Raw genomic sequence first — 16104 nt, forward strand, 5'->3', positions numbered from 1 at the left:
TGGGAGACCGAGGAGGGGGGAGGAGGCGAGGTCAGGCGCGACGGATCACGATGTCGCCGACTCCGGTGCGCGCGTGGATCTCGACGGTCTCCTGGGCCGTGTCGGGACCCTCGGCGGCGCCGAGCGCGTTGCGTACGGTTCCGACCCGGGTGTTGACGTCCAGCCAGGCGGCGGTCGACTCCCGTACGCCGATCTCCACGTCGTGGGCGGCGGCCTGCAGCTGGATCACGCCGCGGACCACCTCGTCGATGCGGATGGCGCCGTTGGCGGACCGGGCGTCGACGGAGGCGTGGGCGAGGCCGACGGTGATGCGGCCGTTGGCGGAGTTGGCCTTGAGGTCGCCGGTGATCTCGCCGATCTCGATCTCGCCGTTGCCGTTCTTGACGACGGCCGTGCCGGTGATCTCGCCGACCTCGATCCGGCCCTGCCCGTGGATCTCGGCATGGCCGGTCGCGCGGTTGACGCGGATGTCGCCGTGGCCGGTCCGCAGGTGTGTGGCGCCGGCCTCGTCGAGCCGGATGTCGCCGAGCGAGGCCTTGACCCGGCACTCTCCGAGCGGACCCTCGCTGCTGAAGTCCCCGATGGAGCCGGTGCCGGTGAGGCGCGAGCCCGCCGGGAGCTCGACGGTGATGTCGATCGATCCGTGCTTGCCGAACGGCGAGCGCTTCTTGGGCCCCTTCACGGTCAGGGTGCCGTTGGCGTACGTGACCTTGGTCTGCTGGGCGACGCGGACGTCGACGTCCTCGGCTTCGTTGCTCGGCAGCACCTCGACGACCGTGTCCTTGCGCTCGCTCGACACGAGCCGCACGTTGCCGACCTCGAAGTCCAGGATCGCGGTGATGGGCTGGGGCGTCTCGAAAGAAGGCATGGCTGTCCCGTCCTCTTGGCTCTGATGGGTGTTTGCGCAGGTGGTGCGGGTGGCGCGGGTGTCGGGGTGGGCGGTCCGGCTAGCGGACCCACCCCCGGTAGCTCTGTCCCCCTCGGGTGGCGCGCGGGGCGGGCGGTTCGGTTCCGGCCCCTTCCAGGGAGCCTGCCACCGCCCGTACGAGCCAGGCGTTGACGGACAGGCCCTCCTGGCCGGCGGCGTCCTCCACCCGGGCCTTGAGGTGGGCCGGGAGGCGGAAGTTGATGCGGGCGGTGCCGCCTTCGTCGCCGTCCCCGGCGAGTGGTGCCACCGGTGCCGTACGTGGCGCCATCGGCGCCGCCATGGGGGTGACGTCCTCGTTCGCCGTCCCGGAACCGAGCGGCGACGTCACCACGAACTCGGGGTCCGTCCCCCGCAGCCGTACGTCCACCGAGCCCGGCGCCAGCTCGCGGGTGATCTCCTCCGAGGCGGCGGACAGGGCGTTGAGGAGCGTCAGGCGAGCGGCCGACTCCAGGGGGGCGGTCAGCCGCTCGGCCAGGGCACGTGCTTCGTCTCCGCCGGCGTTGGCGGCGACCGCGAGCTCGCTGCGGAGGTGGTCGACGTAGGGGGTCAGGTCCATGGGTAGATAGTGGCACCACTGTGGCGCCATTGCAAGTCCCTGTGGCGCCATGTGGCACCGTCTGGCGTCTCGTAGCGCCATGCGGGCGCCACGTGGTGCCGCATGGCACCCGATGTGGCGCTACTCGGCGTGCTGCCGGCGCACCATCTCGGTGATCCAGTCGGGTGCGTACGGCGACGTGCAGCCCGGGGATGTCGGGTAGTCCTTCAGTACCTGCAGGCGCTCGCCGATGTCGAGGGCGCGGGTGCGGTGCTCGGGGTGCTCGATCCCGATCTGGGCCAGGCAGTGGTTCATCGCCCACTGCAGCCGGTCCGGCGCGTCCTTCATCTCCGCCTCGACGACGTCGAGCAGGCCCGCGAGGTCGAGGCCCTCGGGCTTCTTCGCCACGCGTTCGGTCGTCAGCGCCCAGCCGGCGCTCGCGACCACGGGATCCGGGTCGGCGGACCAGGCCACGCGCAGCTCTTCGGCGTGCGGGTTCTTCTTCACCACGTAGTTCACGAGCCAGTCGTGCACCTTGGGCGTGCGCGCCTCGCGCAGCATGGCGTCCAGCTCGTCCCGCTCGAACGCCTTCGGGCGGCAGATCAGCAGCGCGAGCAGCCTCGCCGCCGTGTCGTCCGTCGCCCACAGCCGGCGCGCCAGGTCCTGCTGGGTCTTCAGCCGCTTCGCGAGCGCGCGCAGCTTGCCGAGGTTCACGCCGTGATCGTCGCCGTGCTTCTCGTTCACCGTGCGCGCCTTCGGGTCCTCGAGCGCGGCCAGCTCGGCCATCACCTCGGCCACCGTCGTCTCGCTCACCGTCGTCTCGCCCACCTCGGACCTCCCGTCCCGCTCGTGCGGAGTCATCGAGCCTGCTTGCTGCGAGCGTAATGGCGGCGGGCGCGATCACGGTTGCCGCAGTCGCCGGAGCTGCACCACCGCCGGGTGCCGCCGCGGCTGCGGTCGAGGAAGAACCAGCCGCAGCCGGGCCCTCCGCAGCGCCGGATCCGTTCGAGGCCCGGGCCGGCCAGCAGCGCTTCGGCTTGCAGGGCGAGGGTGTGGCCCAGGTCGACGAGGCGTTCCGTGCCGGGCTGCCAGCGCAGCGGGAACGCGGCCGGGAGCTCCGCGCTCTCGCGGGCCAGCAGGATCACCCGACGGAGTTCGTCCCACGGCGCGACCGGCGGGGGCTCGCCCTCGGTGAGCGCGTCCAGGACGGGCCAGAGCAGGCCGCGGAGGCGGAGCAGTGCGGCCAGTTGGCGCTCGGTCTCCTCGGCCCCCTCCTCCGTCGACGCCTTCTGGAGTTCGGCGGACTGCCGTGCCGTGAGCAGTCCGGCGGCGACAGCCCATCTCGCCCACGCCGTGGCGCCCTTCACCCGCTCGACCCGGCGGTCGGGGTCCGTCCGCCAGGCGACGGTGTTCGCGAAGTCGAGCACCGGGTGCCCGCCCATGAGCGTCACGCCCGCGCTCGTGTCGGGGGTGTGTGCCCGCTGCGCCGCCGCGGACGGGGCGTCGGATCCGTTCTTCTCCACTGCCACCCCGCCATTCTAGCTATCTAACGACCATGACGGCTTATGGCTGTTAGTTTGTGCGCATGGAAAGCTCCCCGCCGGTGACGCCTGACGTCGCCACACCCCGTGAGCGCTTCCGCTCCGGGCTCCGGATCGGGTCAGGGCCGGCAGCCGCCTCGTTCCTGCTCGCCACCAGCTTCGGCGCCCTGACGCAGGCGCAAGGCTGGGGCACCCTCGCGCCCGTCCTGTGCTCCCTCGTCGTCTTCTCCGGCTCGGCGCAGTTCGCCCTCGTCGCGGCCTTGGGCACCGGCGGCGGCGTCGCCTCCGCCGTCACCGCCGCCGCCCTGATCAACAGCCGGTTCCTCCCCATGGGCATGGCCGTCGCGGCCGACCTCCGCGGCGGCCGGCTCCGCCGGGCCCTGGAGGGCCAGACGGTGGTCGACGGCTCGTGGGCCGCGGCGCACCTCGGCGGCGGGCGCTTCGACCGGTACGTCCTCTTCGGCGCGACCGCCGTCCAGTGGCCGGCGTGGGTCGCAGGGACCGCCCTGGGCGTCGTCGCCGCTCCCTCGCCGGATCTCCTCCACACGCTCGGACTTGACGTCCTCACCCCTGCCCTGTTCGTGATGCTCCTCATGGACGAGCTCCGCAAGGAGCGCGCCAACCGGCTCCCGGCTCTGCTCGGCGCGGCCGTCGCGGCAGTGCTGGTCCTCTTCCTCCCGACCGGCCCGGCCCTGATCGGTGCGGCCGCCGGCGCACTCGTCGCCCTCGTCCGACCCGCGGCAGAGACCCCGCCCGCCCGGCCCGCCCCCGTCGGCGGATCCGCCCACCGCGCCGCCGAGGTGGAGGCATGACCCTCTGGATCGCCATCGGCGCCATCGCCCTGATCAGCTTCGCCTTCAAGGCCGCCGGACCCGCGGTCCTGGGCGGCCGCCAACTCCCCGCCCGTACCCGGTCCGTGCTCGCCCTCGTGGCACCGGCCCTGCTCGCCGGCTTCGTCGTGACGGCCCTCGCCGGGCCGGGCTGGAGCGCCCTCGACCTCACCCTGCTCGCCGGACTCTCGACCGTGGTCGTCCTCCGGCTCTACCGCGCACCGATGCCGGTGACCCTCCTGGGCGCGGTGGCCGTCACCGCGCTCCTCCGGCTCTGGACCGGGTGACAGAAGCGAGGGGGCCGTGCGGCTGCCGTACGCATGGTGAAGTGGTCGCAACCGACCAGAGAAGGACGACTCATGCAGCGCGCACCCGACTTCTCCCACGGAACGGCCCCCGTCCGGGCCGTCGTGCTCGACATCGAGGGGACCACCGGGTCGCTCGACCACGTGCAGGACGTCCTGTTCCCCTACGCGCGGGCCCGGCTCGCCACCTGGCTCGCCGCGCACCGCGGCACCGCGCAGTGGCAGGGGATCCTCGACGAGGTCGCCGCTCAGGCGGGGGCGGCCCACGACGAGGCCGGTGCCCTCGCGCTCCTCGAACGGTGGTCCGACACCGACGGGAAGGTCGCCCCGCTCAAGACGTTGCAGGGGCTGATCTGGGCCGGTGGCTACGCGGCGGGCGAGCTGCACGGGCACGTGTACGAGGACGTGCCGCCCGCCCTCGAGCACTGGAAGGCGCGGGGCGTGGGCCGCTTCGTCTACTCGTCCGGCTCCGTCGCCGCCCAGCGCGACTGGTTCGGGCACACCGCGTACGGCGACCTGTGCCCGCTGCTCGACGGCTACTTCGACCTGACCACGGCCGGCCCGAAGACGTCCCCGGAGTCGTACGACACGATCGCGAGGGAGCTCGGGCACGCGCCGGAGGGTCTGCTGTTCGTCAGCGACCTCGCTCCCGAACTCGACGCCGCGGCCACGGCCGGCTGGCGGACCGCCGCCGTACGCCGGGCCGACGACGCACGCGCCGCCGTCCCCGGGCACCCGGCCGTCACCGACCTCACCGAGCTGCTCTCCGGAACGTAGCGGCGGTGAGGACGGACGTGTCCTCGGTCGCCGTGCGCCCCACGCTCGACATCTGGCGGTCGCGAGCGCGCCCGCGGCTGCGTCGCCGGGAGCGCAGCCTCCCGTAACCGTCAGCGGAACTCGTGGGTCACCTGGATCCCGCCGACGATGTGGGCGTTGAAGTCGTCCAGCTCCTCGGCCGGGACCCACAGCTCCAGGATCGTCCGCCCGCCGGCCTGCTGGACGGGATACCGGCGCAGGAACTCCGAGTCGACCTCGAACCGGGTGACGAAGCCCGCGCCGTCGTGCTTCACGTTCCAGTCCCGGGCGATCCTGATCGCGTAGTCCTCGTTGAGGACCGGATAGAAGATCGGCTGCTCGGGGAGACGAGGCGGCCACGCACGCCAGTTCAGCTCGCGGACGAGGTCCAGCTCCGTGGGTCCGGTGGGCCGCCACAGGGTCGTCGTCGGTCGACGGCTGGTCATGTGCGTCTTCGCTCTCTCGGCAGGGCGGCCGAGGGTACGGCCGGCGGGACTCCGGACGATAGCCGCGGCGCGAACCGGGAGGCCATCGAGTTTTCCGCCCCCCCGGGGTCGCCGCCGTGACCACGCACGCCGGCCCGGCGGGGTGTCCCGTCGGGCCGGCTTCCGGGTGGGTGTCGTCAGCAGGCGTCGACCCAGAGGTGCGAGCCGACCTTGTCGTTGACGGGCTCGCCGTGGCCGATGCCCGGGCCGAAGAACGTCAGGCCGGAGGCGCCGAGGTCGGGAATCGAGTGGCCCTGGTGGAGGCAGACCCACGAGCCGTCCCAGGAGGTGAGACGGAAGAGCTTGACGTCCTCACCCTGCCCGGGGAAGCCGTTGTTCCAGATGTCCGAGATCTTGTCCCGGCAGCCGGCCCAGTTGCCGTTGGGCCCGTTCCACTTGCAGTGGGCTCCGCCCGCGTGGGGGTGCTCCCAGGCGTACAGGAAGCCGTCCGGGGCGGCGGCCGCCGCCGGGGAGACGGCCGCGGGGGCCTCGGGGGCGGCGACGCGGGCGTCGGCCACCGGGGCCGTGAGGAGGGCGAGGGCCCCGACGGTGAGAGCGGTGGCGAGGGCACGCTTGACGCGCATGGTGTGTCTCCTTCTGGGGTGGGTGGCCGTACCGCCCTTCGCGGCACGGCCGTTGGGGCCGCCGTGTGCCCCTGTGGCACTCGGCGGAGTCTTGGGTGCGGATCGACCGCGCGGGTCAGGCCCGGGCGTCTTCGCCGAGGATCCGGCGGGCGCGGGGCAGCGCGGCCGACCTCAACCGCTCCCGCGCCTCGACGTCCGCGCGGTACTCCCGCGCCAGGAGCCCGCCATGGTGCGCGTCGAGGTCCCGGGCCGTGCGGGCGAGGCCCGATTCCCCGGCGCACCGCACCTCGGTCAGGGCCAGGGCCACTTCGCGGTCCGCGCTCAGGGGACGTACGGGGGAGAGGGCGGCGGCCCGGGCCTCGGCGGGCGTCGCGAACGCCTGTCCGGCGCGCCGCATGCAGTCCCGCCACGGAACGAGCCGTTGTACGTAGCGGGGGTCGGCCACGACGCGGCCCCGGCGGATCTGGGCCAACGCGCCGACGCGGGTCGAGGCGCGGAACCAGGCGGTGAGGTCTCCGTACAGCCCGCGCTGGGCCTCCGCGACGCAGCCCCGGTCGCTGCGCCGTACGGTCCCGCCGCCCGGGAGGGTGACGGTCGGTCCGTCGGGCGAGGCGCCGTTGGCGGCGGCGAGCGCCGCGGCCTTGCGGTCCGCCGGGAGCGCGGCGAAGTAGGCGCGGTTCGGATCGCTCGCGGCGCGGGCCTCCCGCTGCCTTCGCAGGTCGGAGCCGTAGCCGTGGCGGCGGGCCCGCTCCGCGTCGTCGAGGACGTACACGAAGGTCGTGGCCTCGGTGTCCTCGGGGAGCGGGAACACTTCGTACGTGAATCCGTGCCGGCGCATGCAGTCGCGCAGCAGCCTCTGCTCGGCGTCGTGGAGGAGCCGGTCGTCCGCGCCCGTGGCGCCGGAGCGGACGGGAGGTGGCCGTTCGCCGCCGGCCGGTTCGCCGAGGCCGGCGAGCAGGGTCGCGGCGAGGGCGATGACGGCGCTGGAGACCGCTACGGCGGTGGTGACGGGGGAGCAGCGGGCAGGGCTGTGCCGGGGCATGGGGGATCTCCTGCGGTGGGTGAGCGGTGGGTGAGGACGAGAACGACGGCGATTCCGGGGGCCCGAGGAAGTGGCGTCGGAACGTGTCGGCGTGGGTGCGCCGGAGCGCGGTTGCCACGTGGCTCCGCCGCACGGCGCGGGTTCGCACCGGGGCGGGACATCCGCTCGGGCCCCGCTGTGGAGCGGTGCCGCGGCCGGACAACCGAAGTCTGTGCCGGGCGGGAAGCGGCCCGCAACCGTGTCCCGCCCGCTTCGGCCAAGTCGGGATCCCGGCCCCGCTGACCTGCGGGGACCCTCCTGTCCCGGGACAGGAGAGTCCCCGGGACAGGGTCGGGACCGGCGCGACGCGAGGGCGGCCGCGTCGTTCTCGTGGTGTACCCGCGCACCGAGGCGCGGGACGACCGGAACCGAAGGAGCGGATGATCCATGGACCACCGGGACGAGCGAGGCGGCGGACTCCTCCGCCGCACGGACGCGAGACGGCGTCGCGCACGCGGGCCGATCGGCCGGGGACGGGCCGCGTCCCGGCGGGGGTTCCTCGCGGCCATGGCCCTGGGAGCGGCCGCCTGCCTCACGGCCCTTCCCGGCGCCGGCGCCGCCCCGCCCCTGACCCCGGCCACCACCCACGCCGTCCACATCTCCGCGCCGACCTCGCCGACCACGCCCGTCCTCGACCAGGACTTCGCCGACCCGGACGTCGTGCGCGTCGGCCGGGTCTTCCACGCCTACGCCACCAACGCCCACGGCAGGAACATCCAGCACGCCACCTCCACCGACCTCGTCCACTGGACGGTCGACGCGACGGACGTGCTGCCCGAGGTCGGCGCATGGGTCACGCTCGATCCGCCGGGCCACGTCTGGGCGCCGGAGGTCTTCGACAACGGCGACGGGTTCACGCTCCACTACACGGCCCGCGACCGGGCCGGCGGGCGCCAGTGCATCGGCGTCGCGCTCGCGTCCTCGCCCGACGGCCCGTTCCGGCCGGTCGGCGACGGCCCCCTGGTCTGTCCGGCCGAGCAGGGCGGCGCGATCGACGCGTCGAGCTACACCGAGAACGGCACCCGCCACCTCCTCTGGAAGAGCGACGGCAACTGCTGCCGGCTGGACACCTGGCTCCACCTCCAGCCCGTCTCGTGGGACGGCACCCGTGTCACTGGCGAGCCGGTCCGGCTCATCAAGCAGGACGACCCGCACAACTGGGAGCAGGGCCTCGTCGAGGCGCCCACCCTCGTCAAGCGGGACGGCCGTTACGTCCTCCTGTACTCGGCCGGCGACTACCGCACCAACGCCTACACGGCGGGCTGGGCGACCGCCGACGCCCTCACGGGGCCGTACGTGAAGGGGGACGGGCCGTTCATGACGACGGCCTCCTTCGGGAGAGCGATCGGCGGACCCGGCGGCCAGGACGTGGTGACCGGCCCGGACGGCCGGGACCGGATCCTCTTCCACGGCCGGGGCGCCGACGCCTCACGACGGGTGCTGTACGCCGCCGACCTGGGGTTCGCCGACGGCGGCCGCCCGGTCGTGCGCGGCAGCAAGACCGTGTACGAGGCCGAGCTCGCTCGGGTGCACCGGGCGGCCGTCCGCGAGGCACGGAACGCCTGGGGAGGCCGCGCCGTCGGGCACATCGACGAACCCGACAGCTTCGTGGAGTTCCGGGTCTTCGCCGCCTCGCCGGGACGCCACACCCTGACCGTTCGCTACGGAAACGGCTCGCTCGACGCATCGGACGCGCCGGCCGCGGCATCGCACCTGCTGACGGTCAACGGCACGGGGGCGGGCACGGTCGACTACCCGTACACCGGGTGGGACGAGTGGAGCCCGCGCGAGGTGCCGGTGGACCTGCGCGAGGGGTGGAACACCCTCCGGCTGACGAAGAGGGAGCGCTACACCGAGCTGGACGCCGTGGAGGTGGCGTAGCCTCCGACTCGCCGCGTCAGGCCCACTTCTGAGGCGTCGTCCCGTCGCACGGCAGCACCCGCAGACCGCCCGCGCTGTCGGCCAGGCAGCGCCGGGCCGTCGTGCTCCTGATCTCGACGGCCACGTCGTCCCGCGCGGTGACGGTCCACCGCTGCGACGCGGACGCGCCGCAGGCCGTCGTGGCCAGGCCGCCGGGCAGGTGGTCCAGACACTCTCCCGTCGCGTGGTTGCGGAGCTGGGTGCCGCCGTCCGCCGTCGTGCGCATGGTCCAGCGCTGGTACGACATGCCGTTGCACGCGAAGGACCTGGTGCCCTGGTCGAGACTGTCGTCGAGGCAGGCGCCCGTCGCCCGGCTCACGAAGATCCGGGGGACGTCCGACGCGGCGGACGCTCCCTGCGCGCCCACCGGGGCGGAGCCGCCGGGTGTCGGGGCCTGCGGCCGGAGGAGTACGGCGCTGACGGCTCCGAGTACCAGGCCGATCACGGCCCCGGCGACGGCCCACGCCACGTGCTTCCTCCGCGGGGAGAGACGGCGCCGAGCCGTCTCGGGCGGGGCGTCGTCCGACGGACCGTCACCGTCCTCCGCGCCGGAGGTCGCCTCCGTACCGGCGTCCCCGGCCGGCTGACGGCGGACCGGTTTGCGCTGGCTGTGGTCGGCGGCCTCCCACAGATGCCGGTACTCGGAGGGGTCACCGCCGAGGGCCTTGCACAGGTCGCGCACCGTCGACCACGGAGGGACGGTGCTGCCGAGGAAGTACCGGGACAGCGACGAGTCGCTGATGCGGACGGTCGTCTCCAGGTCCCGCAGCGTGCGCCCGGAGCGTCGCTGGAGGTCGCGCAGCGCCCTCCCCAGCGCACGGGCCGGTTCCTGGTCGTCCGGCCGTTCGGCAGCCATGGCGGCGCCCTTCGCAGGAGGGGCAAACGGTGTGTTCCAGCAGGTCAGAACCCTAGGGGGCGGCAGATCTCGGTGGCAAACAGGAACACTCTCCTGAAGGACACCCAGGCCGCAGGTTGACGCGCCGCCGACACCCCGGACCGGGCGCGGGACACCACCCGCTGGGCCGACGACCACGGCATCCGCCATCTCGACGGTGCCGTCATGACGCCCACCCCGACCATCGGCACGCCGCATGCAGTGTTCCTGCACAGCGGCCCGGAGGAGCTCTACGCCGAACACCGGCCGAGGGGCTCACGCGCCGCACGATCGGCCTGGGGCACGGCGCCGAGGGGTTCACCCGGATCGCCGAAGTCCTCACCCGCCGCTGAGAGTTCGGCGATCGGCGGTTGGGGCCGGGGCCGGGGTCGGGGCTGGGGCCGGGGTCGGGGTGGGGGTCGGGGCCGAAGCCTGGACCGCCGGGCCGAAGCATTCCTCCGGGGCGGTCTCCCGGCCTTCCTCCGTCCGGACGCGGAGCAGCGCGAGGGCGCGGTTGCGGCCCGTGTGGGCGGCGGGTCCCGTGACGATGACGACGCCTTCGTCCTCGGTGTGGAGGACCAGGCCGGGCGTCCCGGCGTAGGTACGGCGGGTGACCGTGGCCGCGAGGATCTCCAGGCGTCGGCCGTTGTGGTGGGTGTAGGCGGTCGGGTAGGCGTTCCGCCGGGCGTCGACGAACCGGACGAGGGACTCCGCGGGGAGGGACCAGTCGATCCGGCCGTTCTCGGCGGAGTGGCTCTGCACGGGGGCGTCGGCACCCGGCCCGCGGTGACGCGCGCTGCTCGGTGATTCGTGCACGACGGCGGCCGGTGCCGGTTCGAGGTGCCGGTGCACGCGGCGTAACAGGGAGCCCAGTTGGTCGCGTTCCGCCGGGCTGAGCGGGGCGAGGATGTCGTCGTCCGCCGACGCGATGTCCGTGTTGAGCTCGGCCAGTGCGGTCCTGCCCTCGTCGGTCAGCCGGACGACGACGCGGCGGCGGTCGGAGAGGTCGCGGACGCAGTCCACGTGCCCGGCCCTGTCCAGGTCGTTGACGATCTTCACGAGGTCGCTGGCGTTCATGTCGAGCCGCGCGGCCAGGGCCGTCTTCATCTGCGGTCCGAGGTCACCGAGCAGTGCCATGACGGTGAGGTGCCACAACCGGAGCCCCCGGGCGGCCAGTCGGTCGGTCAGCCGCCGCCGCGCGGACTTGCCGATGGCGGTGAGGAGGTAGGCGTGGAGGTCGAGGACGCTCGGTGGTGTCATGCGCGTCGCGGCGCCGGCGGTGGGCGGCGCGGCCGCGGTCTCGGCCGGCGGTGCGCCGAGTGTCAGGTCGGTGCCGGCGAGCGCGGTGAGGACCCGTGCCCAGTCGGTCGGCGCGTTCGAGAGGCCGACGAAGGCGAACCGCTCGCCTTCCGGGCCGTGTGCCGTCCCTGAGACCACCGGCTGTTCCATGACTCATCCTTAGGTGAGGCTAACCTAATATTCTTGCACTGACGTACCCCGGGACCGTCCGGGGCACGTCAGGCTTATGCGGTGGCCGTGCGCAGCTCCAGCGTGCAGCACTTGACGCTGCCGCCGGCCTTGAGGAGTTCCGAGAGGTCCACGCCGATGGGGTGGAAGCCCCGGGCGCGCAACTGCTCGGTCAGGCCTGTGGCGTTGTGCGGCAGGACCACGTTGTATCCGTCCGAGGTCGCGTTGAGTCCGAAGACCGCCGCGTCCTCGGCCGTGGCGATGACGGCGTCGGGGAACAGGCGCCGCAGCACCGCGAGGCTGCCCGGCGAGAAGGCCGCCGGGTAGTACGCGATCGTCCGCTCGTCGAGCACCGTGAGCGCGGTGTCGAGGTGGTAGTAGTCCGGGTCCACGAGCGTCAGTCCGATGACGGGGCGGCCGAAGAACTCCTGCGCCTCGTCGTGCGAGCGCGGATCGCTGCGGAAGCCCGTACCGGCGAGCAGCCAGTCGCCGGCCAACAGGTAGTCGCCCTCGCCCTCGTTGACGACGCCGGCGGTGCGGAGGTCGGGGAAGCCGTTGTCCCGCAGCCAGTCGTGGTAGGCGGGGCCCTCCGCGATGCGCTCGGCGTCGCGGAACCTCGCGACGAGCGCCCGGCCGTCGATCACCGTCGCGCCGTTGGCGGCGAAGACCATGTCGGGGAGGCCGGGGACGGGGTCGATCGTGTCGACGGTGTGCCCGAGGCTCAGGTAGACCTCGCGCAGCTTCTCCCACTGGGTGATGGCCAGTCGGGTGTCGACGGGCTTCGCGGGGTCCATCCAGGGGTTGATGGAGTAGACCACGTCGAAGTGGGTGGGCCGGCACATGAGGTAGTGCCGAGGCCGTGCGGTACGCATGGGTGGGGTTCCTCGCGGTCAGGGGCGGCTGGTGAGGTAGCCGCCCATGGAAGTGAAGTACTCGGCGGCGGCCAGTTCGCGGCCGTCGTCCGTCCGTACGCGGGTGATGGCGAGGCCGTGGTTGCGGCCGGTGCGCGCGTCGGCTCCGGCGACGATGACGACGCCGTCGCCCTCGCGGTAGAAGATCCGGCCGGGAGTGCCGCCGTAACGGCCCGTGGAGACCACGGCGGAGAGGATCTCCAGGCGCCTTCCGCGGTGGAAGGCGAAGGCGGCCGGATACGGGTCGGACTGGGCGCGGACCAGGCGCTCCAGGACCTCGGCGGGCCAGCTCCAGTCGATCCGGATGTCCTCCTCGGCCCGCTTGTGGAAGAAGCTGGCCTGCGACCTGTCCTGCTGGGTGAACTCGGTCTCACCGGAGGCGATCAGGCCGAGCGCGCCGATCGTGACCGGGGCGATGAGGTCGACGGTCTTGTGGAACAGGTCCGTCGCCGTGTCGGTCGGCTCCACGGCGACCGACTCCTGCCGGACGATGTCGCCGGCGTCGAGCACCTCGTCCATCATGTGGGCCGTGACGCCCACTTCGGGCTCGCCGTTGATCAGCGCCCAGATCAGGGGCGAGAAGCCGGCGTACTTCGGCAGCAGCGAGTCGTGGACGTTCAGCGTGCCGTGGCGCGGCAGGTTGTAGATCCGCGGCGGGATCCACGTACGCCAGTTGTTGGCCACGATGATGTCCGGATCGGCCTCCTTGAGCCGCTCGAACAACTCCTCGTCGTCCGGCCGGTTGCGGATGACGACGGGGACGCCGTGCTCCGCCGCCAGGTCCGCGACCGAGTCGCTCCAGATCTTCTCGTACGCGTGCTCGCTCTTGGGGTGCGTCACGACCAACACCACGTCGTGCTCGGAGTCCAGGAGCGCTTGGAGGGTGCGATGGCCCCAGGTCTGATAACCGAACATGACGACCCGCATGGGCTTCCTCCTCGGAAGAGCGATTGATCGACGCAAGTAAAGCAAGGCTTACCTAACATCACAACTGGGCGGTGTTTCAAGGCCGTTCGAAGCCATACTTTCGCCGCTGTTCGCCTCGGACTGTCGACAGGCGCCGTCAGGTCAGGTTAGCTTTACCTAAGTTCCGCTCGGGTCGCCCTCTCCGGTGTGCCCCGATGCCCTGTTCCCTGCCACGCCCCCCACAGGCGGCACGCACGATGGGAGTGACATGTCTCAGGTTCTTCCTGGTGACACACCTCTGGTCCACGACCTCATTGGAATCGGCTTCGGGCCGTCCAACGTGGCCATGGCGTTGGCGCTCAGCGAGCACAACGCACGCGTCGGCAGGGAGGAGGCGGTGACCGCGCACTTCTTCGAGCGGCAGCCGTGCTTCGGCTGGCACCGCGGCATGCTGATCGACGACGCGACCATGCAGGTGTCCTTCCTCAAGGACCTGGTGACGCTGCGGAATCCGTCCAGCGAGTACAGCTTCCTCTGCTACCTGCAGAGCAAGGGACGGCTGATCGACTTCGTCAACCACAAGAACCTCTTCCCGCTGCGCGTGGAGTTCCACGACTACTTCGAGTGGGCGGCGGCGAAGGTCGACGACATGGTCTCGTACGGCCACGAGATCATCGCGGTCGAACCGGTCGTCCAGGACGGCGTGGTGGAGTACCTGGAGGTCACCGCCCGCGCCGGCACGGAGCTCGTCGTCCACCGCGCCCGCAACCTGGTCCTCGGCACCGGACTGCGCCCCCGCATGCCCGAGGGCATCGAGCGCAGCGACCGGGTCTGGCACAACTCCGACCTGCTGGCCAAGGTGGACGGCCTGGAGGGCACCGCCCCCGAACGGTTCGTCGTCGTCGGCGCCGGACAGAGCGCCGCGGAGAACGTGGCCTACCTGCACCGCCGCTTCCCGGACGCCGAGATCTGCGCCGTCTTCTCCCGCTACGGCTACAGCCCGGCCGACGACAGCGCCTTCGCCAACCGCATCTTCGACCCCGAAGCGGTCGACGAGTACTTCACCGCTCCTGACGACATCAAGCGCAAGCTGATGGAGTACCACGGCAACACCAACTACTCCGTGGTGGACATCGACCTCATCGACGACCTGTACCGGCAGTCGTACCAGGAGAAGGTCCTCGGCACCGAGCGGCTGCGCTTCCTCAACATCTCGCGGCTCGTCGGCGTCGAGCACGGCCCCGACGGGGCCCGCGCCACCGTCAGGTCCCTGGTCAGCGGCGAGGAGACCACTCTCGACGCCGACGTGGTCGTGCTCGCCACCGGCTACAGCCCCGCCGACCCGATCGGCCTCCTCGGCGACGTCGCCGAGCGCTGCCTCCGCGACGACCAGGGCCGCATCCGCGTCGAGCGCGACTACCGCGTCGCCACCGACCCCGAACTGCGCTGCGGCATCTACCTCCAGGGCGGGACGGAGCACACCCACGGCATCACGTCGTCGCTGCTCTCCAACACCGCGATCAGGGTGGGGGAGATCCTCGACTCGGTCGTCGGCCGGCTCGCGGCCGCCGCCGTCCCGGCCGCCCGGCAGGACCGGCCGGTCGTCGACGGCGTCGGCACGGCCCGCTGAGGCCTGCCCGGACCTCCGTACGTCCCCGCACTTCTCCGCAACCCCCCACGCAACACCCGCCGTTCCCCGCCGGGCAGCGCTCGCGTCCCGGCGGGCACGGCACGCACTGTGAATCCCCGTGAAAGGAAAGTCTGTGTCAACTGGTGCACGTCCCGCGCTCGCGCGGTTCGCCGGATCCGCTCCCCGCGTGGCCGTCGTCGCGGTGGCGGCGCTCGCCCTCGCCGCCTGCGGGGGCGGGACGGAGAAGTCCGGCTCGTCCTCCTCGCCCTCCGTGTCGGCGCCGGCCGACGGAGCGGGCAAGCCCGGTGCGTTCCCGGTCACGGTCGCGCACAAGTACGGCAGCACCACGATCGACAAGGAGCCGAAGACGATCGTCACGCTCGGTCTCTCCGACCAGGACGCGGTGCTCGCGCTCGGCGTCAAGCCGGCCGGCTCCGTCGACTGGTTCAAGGAGCAGCCGTACGGCAAGTGGCCGTGGACCAAGGACAAGTGGGGCTCCACGAAGCCGGTCATCGTCGGCGAGCGCGACGAGTACAACATCGAGAAGATCGCGGAGCTCAAGCCGGACCTGGTCATCGCCCAGTACTCGGGGATGAAGAAGGAGCAGTACGACACGCTCTCCAAGTTCACCAAGGTCGTCGCCCAGCCCAAGGAGCACCCCGACTACGGGGCGCCGTGGCAGGTCATGACCCGGCAGATCGGCAAGGCGCTCGGCAAGGACGCCGAGACCGAGAAGCTGATCGCGGACATCGACACCCGCTTCAAGGCCGTCCGCGACAAGCACCCCGAGTTCGCGCAGAAGACGCTGGCCGTCGCCGACTCCTTCGAGGCCGGGAAGTACTCGGCGTTCACCAGGACCGACCCCAAGTCGATCTTCTTCTCCGGACTCGGCTTCAAGCTGAAGCCGGAGATCGACGGCCTGGCCAAGCCGGGCTGGAACGTCGCCGAACTCAGCGCCGAGAAGCTGAACGTCCTCGACGTCGACCGGCTGGTCTGGGTCACCTCCAGCACCGAGGCCAACGACCGGATCAAGGCGGAGCCGCTCTACAAGAAGCTGAAGGTCAACCAGGGGAAGCGCGACCTGTTCGTGCCCTACCAGGACCCGGACATCGGCGCCGCGTTCTCCTTCAACACCGTCCTGTCGATCCCGTACGCCATCGACGAGATCGAGCCGCTCCTCGCGGCCGTCAAGTGACGAAGCACCACTGACGCACCGTCGGGGAGCGTCGACCGAATCGACGGCGTGGCGGTCCCGCCACGCCGTCGAGCCGCACCCGGAACCCTCCACACCGACGCACCTCCAGGGAAAGGC

Annotated in this window: 17 protein-coding genes and 1 pseudogene; 7 read left to right on the forward strand and 11 right to left on the reverse strand. The window is 72.3% G+C overall.

What is annotated here, in order from left to right; all coding sequences use genetic code 11:
- Nucleotides 1–31 precede the first annotated feature (31 nt).
- The 4 genes from ASC82_RS06460 to ASC82_RS06475 all read right to left on the reverse strand — a co-directional run bounded on the left by ASC82_RS06460 (nt 32) and on the right by ASC82_RS06475 (nt 2992).
- Entirely contained in the window at nt 32–868 is an 837-nt protein-coding gene (locus ASC82_RS06460) for a DUF4097 family beta strand repeat-containing protein (RefSeq protein ID WP_056642813.1), read from the reverse strand.
- A gap of 79 nt (nt 869–947) precedes the next feature.
- Nucleotides 948–1484 (reverse strand): hypothetical protein, encoded by a 537-nt coding sequence (locus ASC82_RS06465; protein ID WP_056642818.1) that lies wholly within the window; start codon nt 1482–1484, stop codon nt 948–950.
- 120 nt (nt 1485–1604) lie between these two features.
- Complete coding sequence (locus ASC82_RS06470) at nt 1605–2324, reverse strand: DNA alkylation repair protein (RefSeq protein ID WP_199862475.1); 720 nt, start codon at nt 2322–2324, stop codon at nt 1605–1607.
- Nucleotides 2321–2992, reverse strand: a complete 672-nt coding sequence (locus ASC82_RS06475) for a CGNR zinc finger domain-containing protein (protein ID WP_199862476.1) — start codon at nt 2990–2992, stop codon at nt 2321–2323. The genes ASC82_RS06470 and ASC82_RS06475 overlap by 4 nt, the downstream gene beginning before the upstream one ends.
- A 56-nt stretch (nt 2993–3048) precedes the next feature.
- On the opposite strand from ASC82_RS06475, the gene ASC82_RS06480 reads away from it, so the two are divergent.
- The 3 genes from ASC82_RS06480 (at nt 3049) to mtnC (ending at nt 4916) form a co-directional block, all read left to right on the forward strand.
- Entirely contained in the window at nt 3049–3816 is a 768-nt protein-coding gene (locus ASC82_RS06480) for an AzlC family ABC transporter permease (protein WP_079039091.1), read from the forward strand.
- Nucleotides 3813–4121: an AzlD domain-containing protein gene (locus ASC82_RS06485; protein WP_056642828.1), complete on the forward strand. Its 309-nt coding sequence runs from the start codon at nt 3813–3815 to the stop codon at nt 4119–4121. The genes ASC82_RS06480 and ASC82_RS06485 overlap by 4 nt, the downstream gene beginning before the upstream one ends.
- Before the next feature lie 72 nt (nt 4122–4193).
- A complete protein-coding gene (gene mtnC / locus ASC82_RS06490; RefSeq protein ID WP_056642831.1) occupies nt 4194–4916 on the forward strand; it encodes an acireductone synthase in 723 nt (240 codons plus the stop codon).
- Nucleotides 4917–5026: 110 nt separating this feature from the next.
- Here the strand turns inward: mtnC and ASC82_RS06495 are convergent, their stop codons facing one another.
- The 3 genes from ASC82_RS06495 to ASC82_RS06505 form a co-directional block, all read right to left on the reverse strand.
- The gene (locus tag ASC82_RS06495) at nt 5027–5380 is read right to left on the reverse strand and encodes a hypothetical protein (protein WP_056642834.1); all 354 of its coding nucleotides are present in this window, start codon (nt 5378–5380) and stop codon (nt 5027–5029) included.
- A gap of 176 nt (nt 5381–5556) precedes the next feature.
- On the reverse strand, nt 5557–6003 hold the full coding sequence (locus ASC82_RS06500; RefSeq protein ID WP_056642837.1) for a peptidase inhibitor family I36 protein: 447 nt from the start codon (nt 6001–6003) through the stop codon (nt 5557–5559).
- A 115-nt stretch (nt 6004–6118) separates the two neighbouring features.
- Nucleotides 6119–7045: a hypothetical protein gene (locus tag ASC82_RS06505; RefSeq protein ID WP_056642841.1), complete on the reverse strand. Its 927-nt coding sequence runs from the start codon at nt 7043–7045 to the stop codon at nt 6119–6121.
- A gap of 426 nt (nt 7046–7471) precedes the next feature.
- Between ASC82_RS06505 and ASC82_RS06510 the strand changes: the two genes are divergently transcribed.
- Nucleotides 7472–8965, forward strand: a complete 1494-nt coding sequence (locus ASC82_RS06510; protein ID WP_242427573.1) for a family 43 glycosylhydrolase — start codon at nt 7472–7474, stop codon at nt 8963–8965.
- Nucleotides 8966–8981: 16 nt separating this feature from the next.
- Here ASC82_RS06510 and ASC82_RS06515 read toward each other — a convergent pair whose 3' ends face one another.
- Nucleotides 8982–9860, reverse strand: coding sequence for a helix-turn-helix domain-containing protein (locus tag ASC82_RS06515; RefSeq protein WP_056642844.1), 879 nt, complete (start codon nt 9858–9860; stop codon nt 8982–8984).
- A 123-nt stretch (nt 9861–9983) separates the two neighbouring features.
- Here ASC82_RS06515 and ASC82_RS30940 point away from each other — a divergent pair.
- Nucleotides 9984–10148, forward strand: a pseudogene (locus tag ASC82_RS30940) (NAD(P)-dependent oxidoreductase); the annotation flags it as partial.
- A 69-nt stretch (nt 10149–10217) separates the two neighbouring features.
- Here ASC82_RS30940 and ASC82_RS30945 read toward each other — a convergent pair.
- From ASC82_RS30945 to ASC82_RS06535, 3 genes are all read right to left on the reverse strand, one after another.
- On the reverse strand, nt 10218–11327 hold the full coding sequence (locus tag ASC82_RS30945; RefSeq protein WP_242427574.1) for a winged helix DNA-binding protein: 1110 nt from the start codon (nt 11325–11327) through the stop codon (nt 10218–10220).
- Nucleotides 11328–11401: 74 nt separating this feature from the next.
- Nucleotides 11402–12217: a dimethylargininase gene (ddaH, locus tag ASC82_RS06530; RefSeq protein ID WP_056642849.1), complete on the reverse strand. Its 816-nt coding sequence runs from the start codon at nt 12215–12217 to the stop codon at nt 11402–11404.
- 18 nt (nt 12218–12235) lie between these two features.
- Nucleotides 12236–13183 (reverse strand): methionyl-tRNA formyltransferase, encoded by a 948-nt coding sequence (locus tag ASC82_RS06535; RefSeq protein ID WP_056642851.1) that lies wholly within the window; start codon nt 13181–13183, stop codon nt 12236–12238.
- A 247-nt stretch (nt 13184–13430) separates the two neighbouring features.
- Between ASC82_RS06535 and ASC82_RS06540 the strand changes: the two genes are divergently transcribed.
- On the forward strand, nt 13431–14792 hold the full coding sequence (locus tag ASC82_RS06540; protein ID WP_056642854.1) for a lysine N(6)-hydroxylase/L-ornithine N(5)-oxygenase family protein: 1362 nt from the start codon (nt 13431–13433) through the stop codon (nt 14790–14792).
- 133 nt (nt 14793–14925) lie between these two features.
- Entirely contained in the window at nt 14926–15987 is a 1062-nt protein-coding gene (locus tag ASC82_RS06545) for an iron-siderophore ABC transporter substrate-binding protein (protein ID WP_199862477.1), read from the forward strand.
- Nucleotides 15988–16104: the final 117 nt, after the last annotated feature.

Source organism: Streptomyces sp. Root431 (assembly GCF_001426585.1).
Taxonomy (GTDB): Bacteria; Actinomycetota; Actinomycetes; order Streptomycetales; family Streptomycetaceae; genus Streptomyces; species Streptomyces stackebrandtii.

Excerpts from the sequence above, each read along its gene's own strand:
- ASC82_RS06460 (WP_056642813.1), bottom strand. The coding sequence starts at position 868 with ATGCCTTCTTTCGAGACGCCCCAGCCCATCACCGCGATCCTGGACTTC.
- ASC82_RS06465 (WP_056642818.1), bottom strand. The coding sequence starts at position 1,484 with ATGGACCTGACCCCCTACGTCGACCACCTCCGCAGCGAGCTCGCGGTC.
- ASC82_RS06470 (WP_199862475.1), bottom strand. The coding sequence starts at position 2,324 with ATGACTCCGCACGAGCGGGACGGGAGGTCCGAGGTGGGCGAGACGACG.
- ASC82_RS06480 (WP_079039091.1), top strand. The coding sequence starts at position 3,049 with ATGGAAAGCTCCCCGCCGGTGACGCCTGACGTCGCCACACCCCGTGAG.
- ASC82_RS06485 (WP_056642828.1), top strand. The coding sequence starts at position 3,813 with ATGACCCTCTGGATCGCCATCGGCGCCATCGCCCTGATCAGCTTCGCC.
- mtnC (WP_056642831.1), top strand. The coding sequence starts at position 4,194 with ATGCAGCGCGCACCCGACTTCTCCCACGGAACGGCCCCCGTCCGGGCC.
- ASC82_RS06495 (WP_056642834.1), bottom strand. The coding sequence starts at position 5,380 with ATGACCAGCCGTCGACCGACGACGACCCTGTGGCGGCCCACCGGACCC.
- ASC82_RS06500 (WP_056642837.1), bottom strand. The coding sequence starts at position 6,003 with ATGCGCGTCAAGCGTGCCCTCGCCACCGCTCTCACCGTCGGGGCCCTC.
- ASC82_RS06505 (WP_056642841.1), bottom strand. The coding sequence starts at position 7,045 with ATGCCCCGGCACAGCCCTGCCCGCTGCTCCCCCGTCACCACCGCCGTA.
- ASC82_RS06510 (WP_242427573.1), top strand. The coding sequence starts at position 7,472 with ATGGACCACCGGGACGAGCGAGGCGGCGGACTCCTCCGCCGCACGGAC.
- ASC82_RS06515 (WP_056642844.1), bottom strand. The coding sequence starts at position 9,860 with ATGGCTGCCGAACGGCCGGACGACCAGGAACCGGCCCGTGCGCTGGGG.
- ASC82_RS30945 (WP_242427574.1), bottom strand. The coding sequence starts at position 11,327 with ATGGAACAGCCGGTGGTCTCAGGGACGGCACACGGCCCGGAAGGCGAG.
- ddaH (WP_056642849.1), bottom strand. The coding sequence starts at position 12,217 with ATGCGTACCGCACGGCCTCGGCACTACCTCATGTGCCGGCCCACCCAC.
- ASC82_RS06535 (WP_056642851.1), bottom strand. The coding sequence starts at position 13,183 with ATGCGGGTCGTCATGTTCGGTTATCAGACCTGGGGCCATCGCACCCTC.
- ASC82_RS06540 (WP_056642854.1), top strand. The coding sequence starts at position 13,431 with ATGTCTCAGGTTCTTCCTGGTGACACACCTCTGGTCCACGACCTCATT.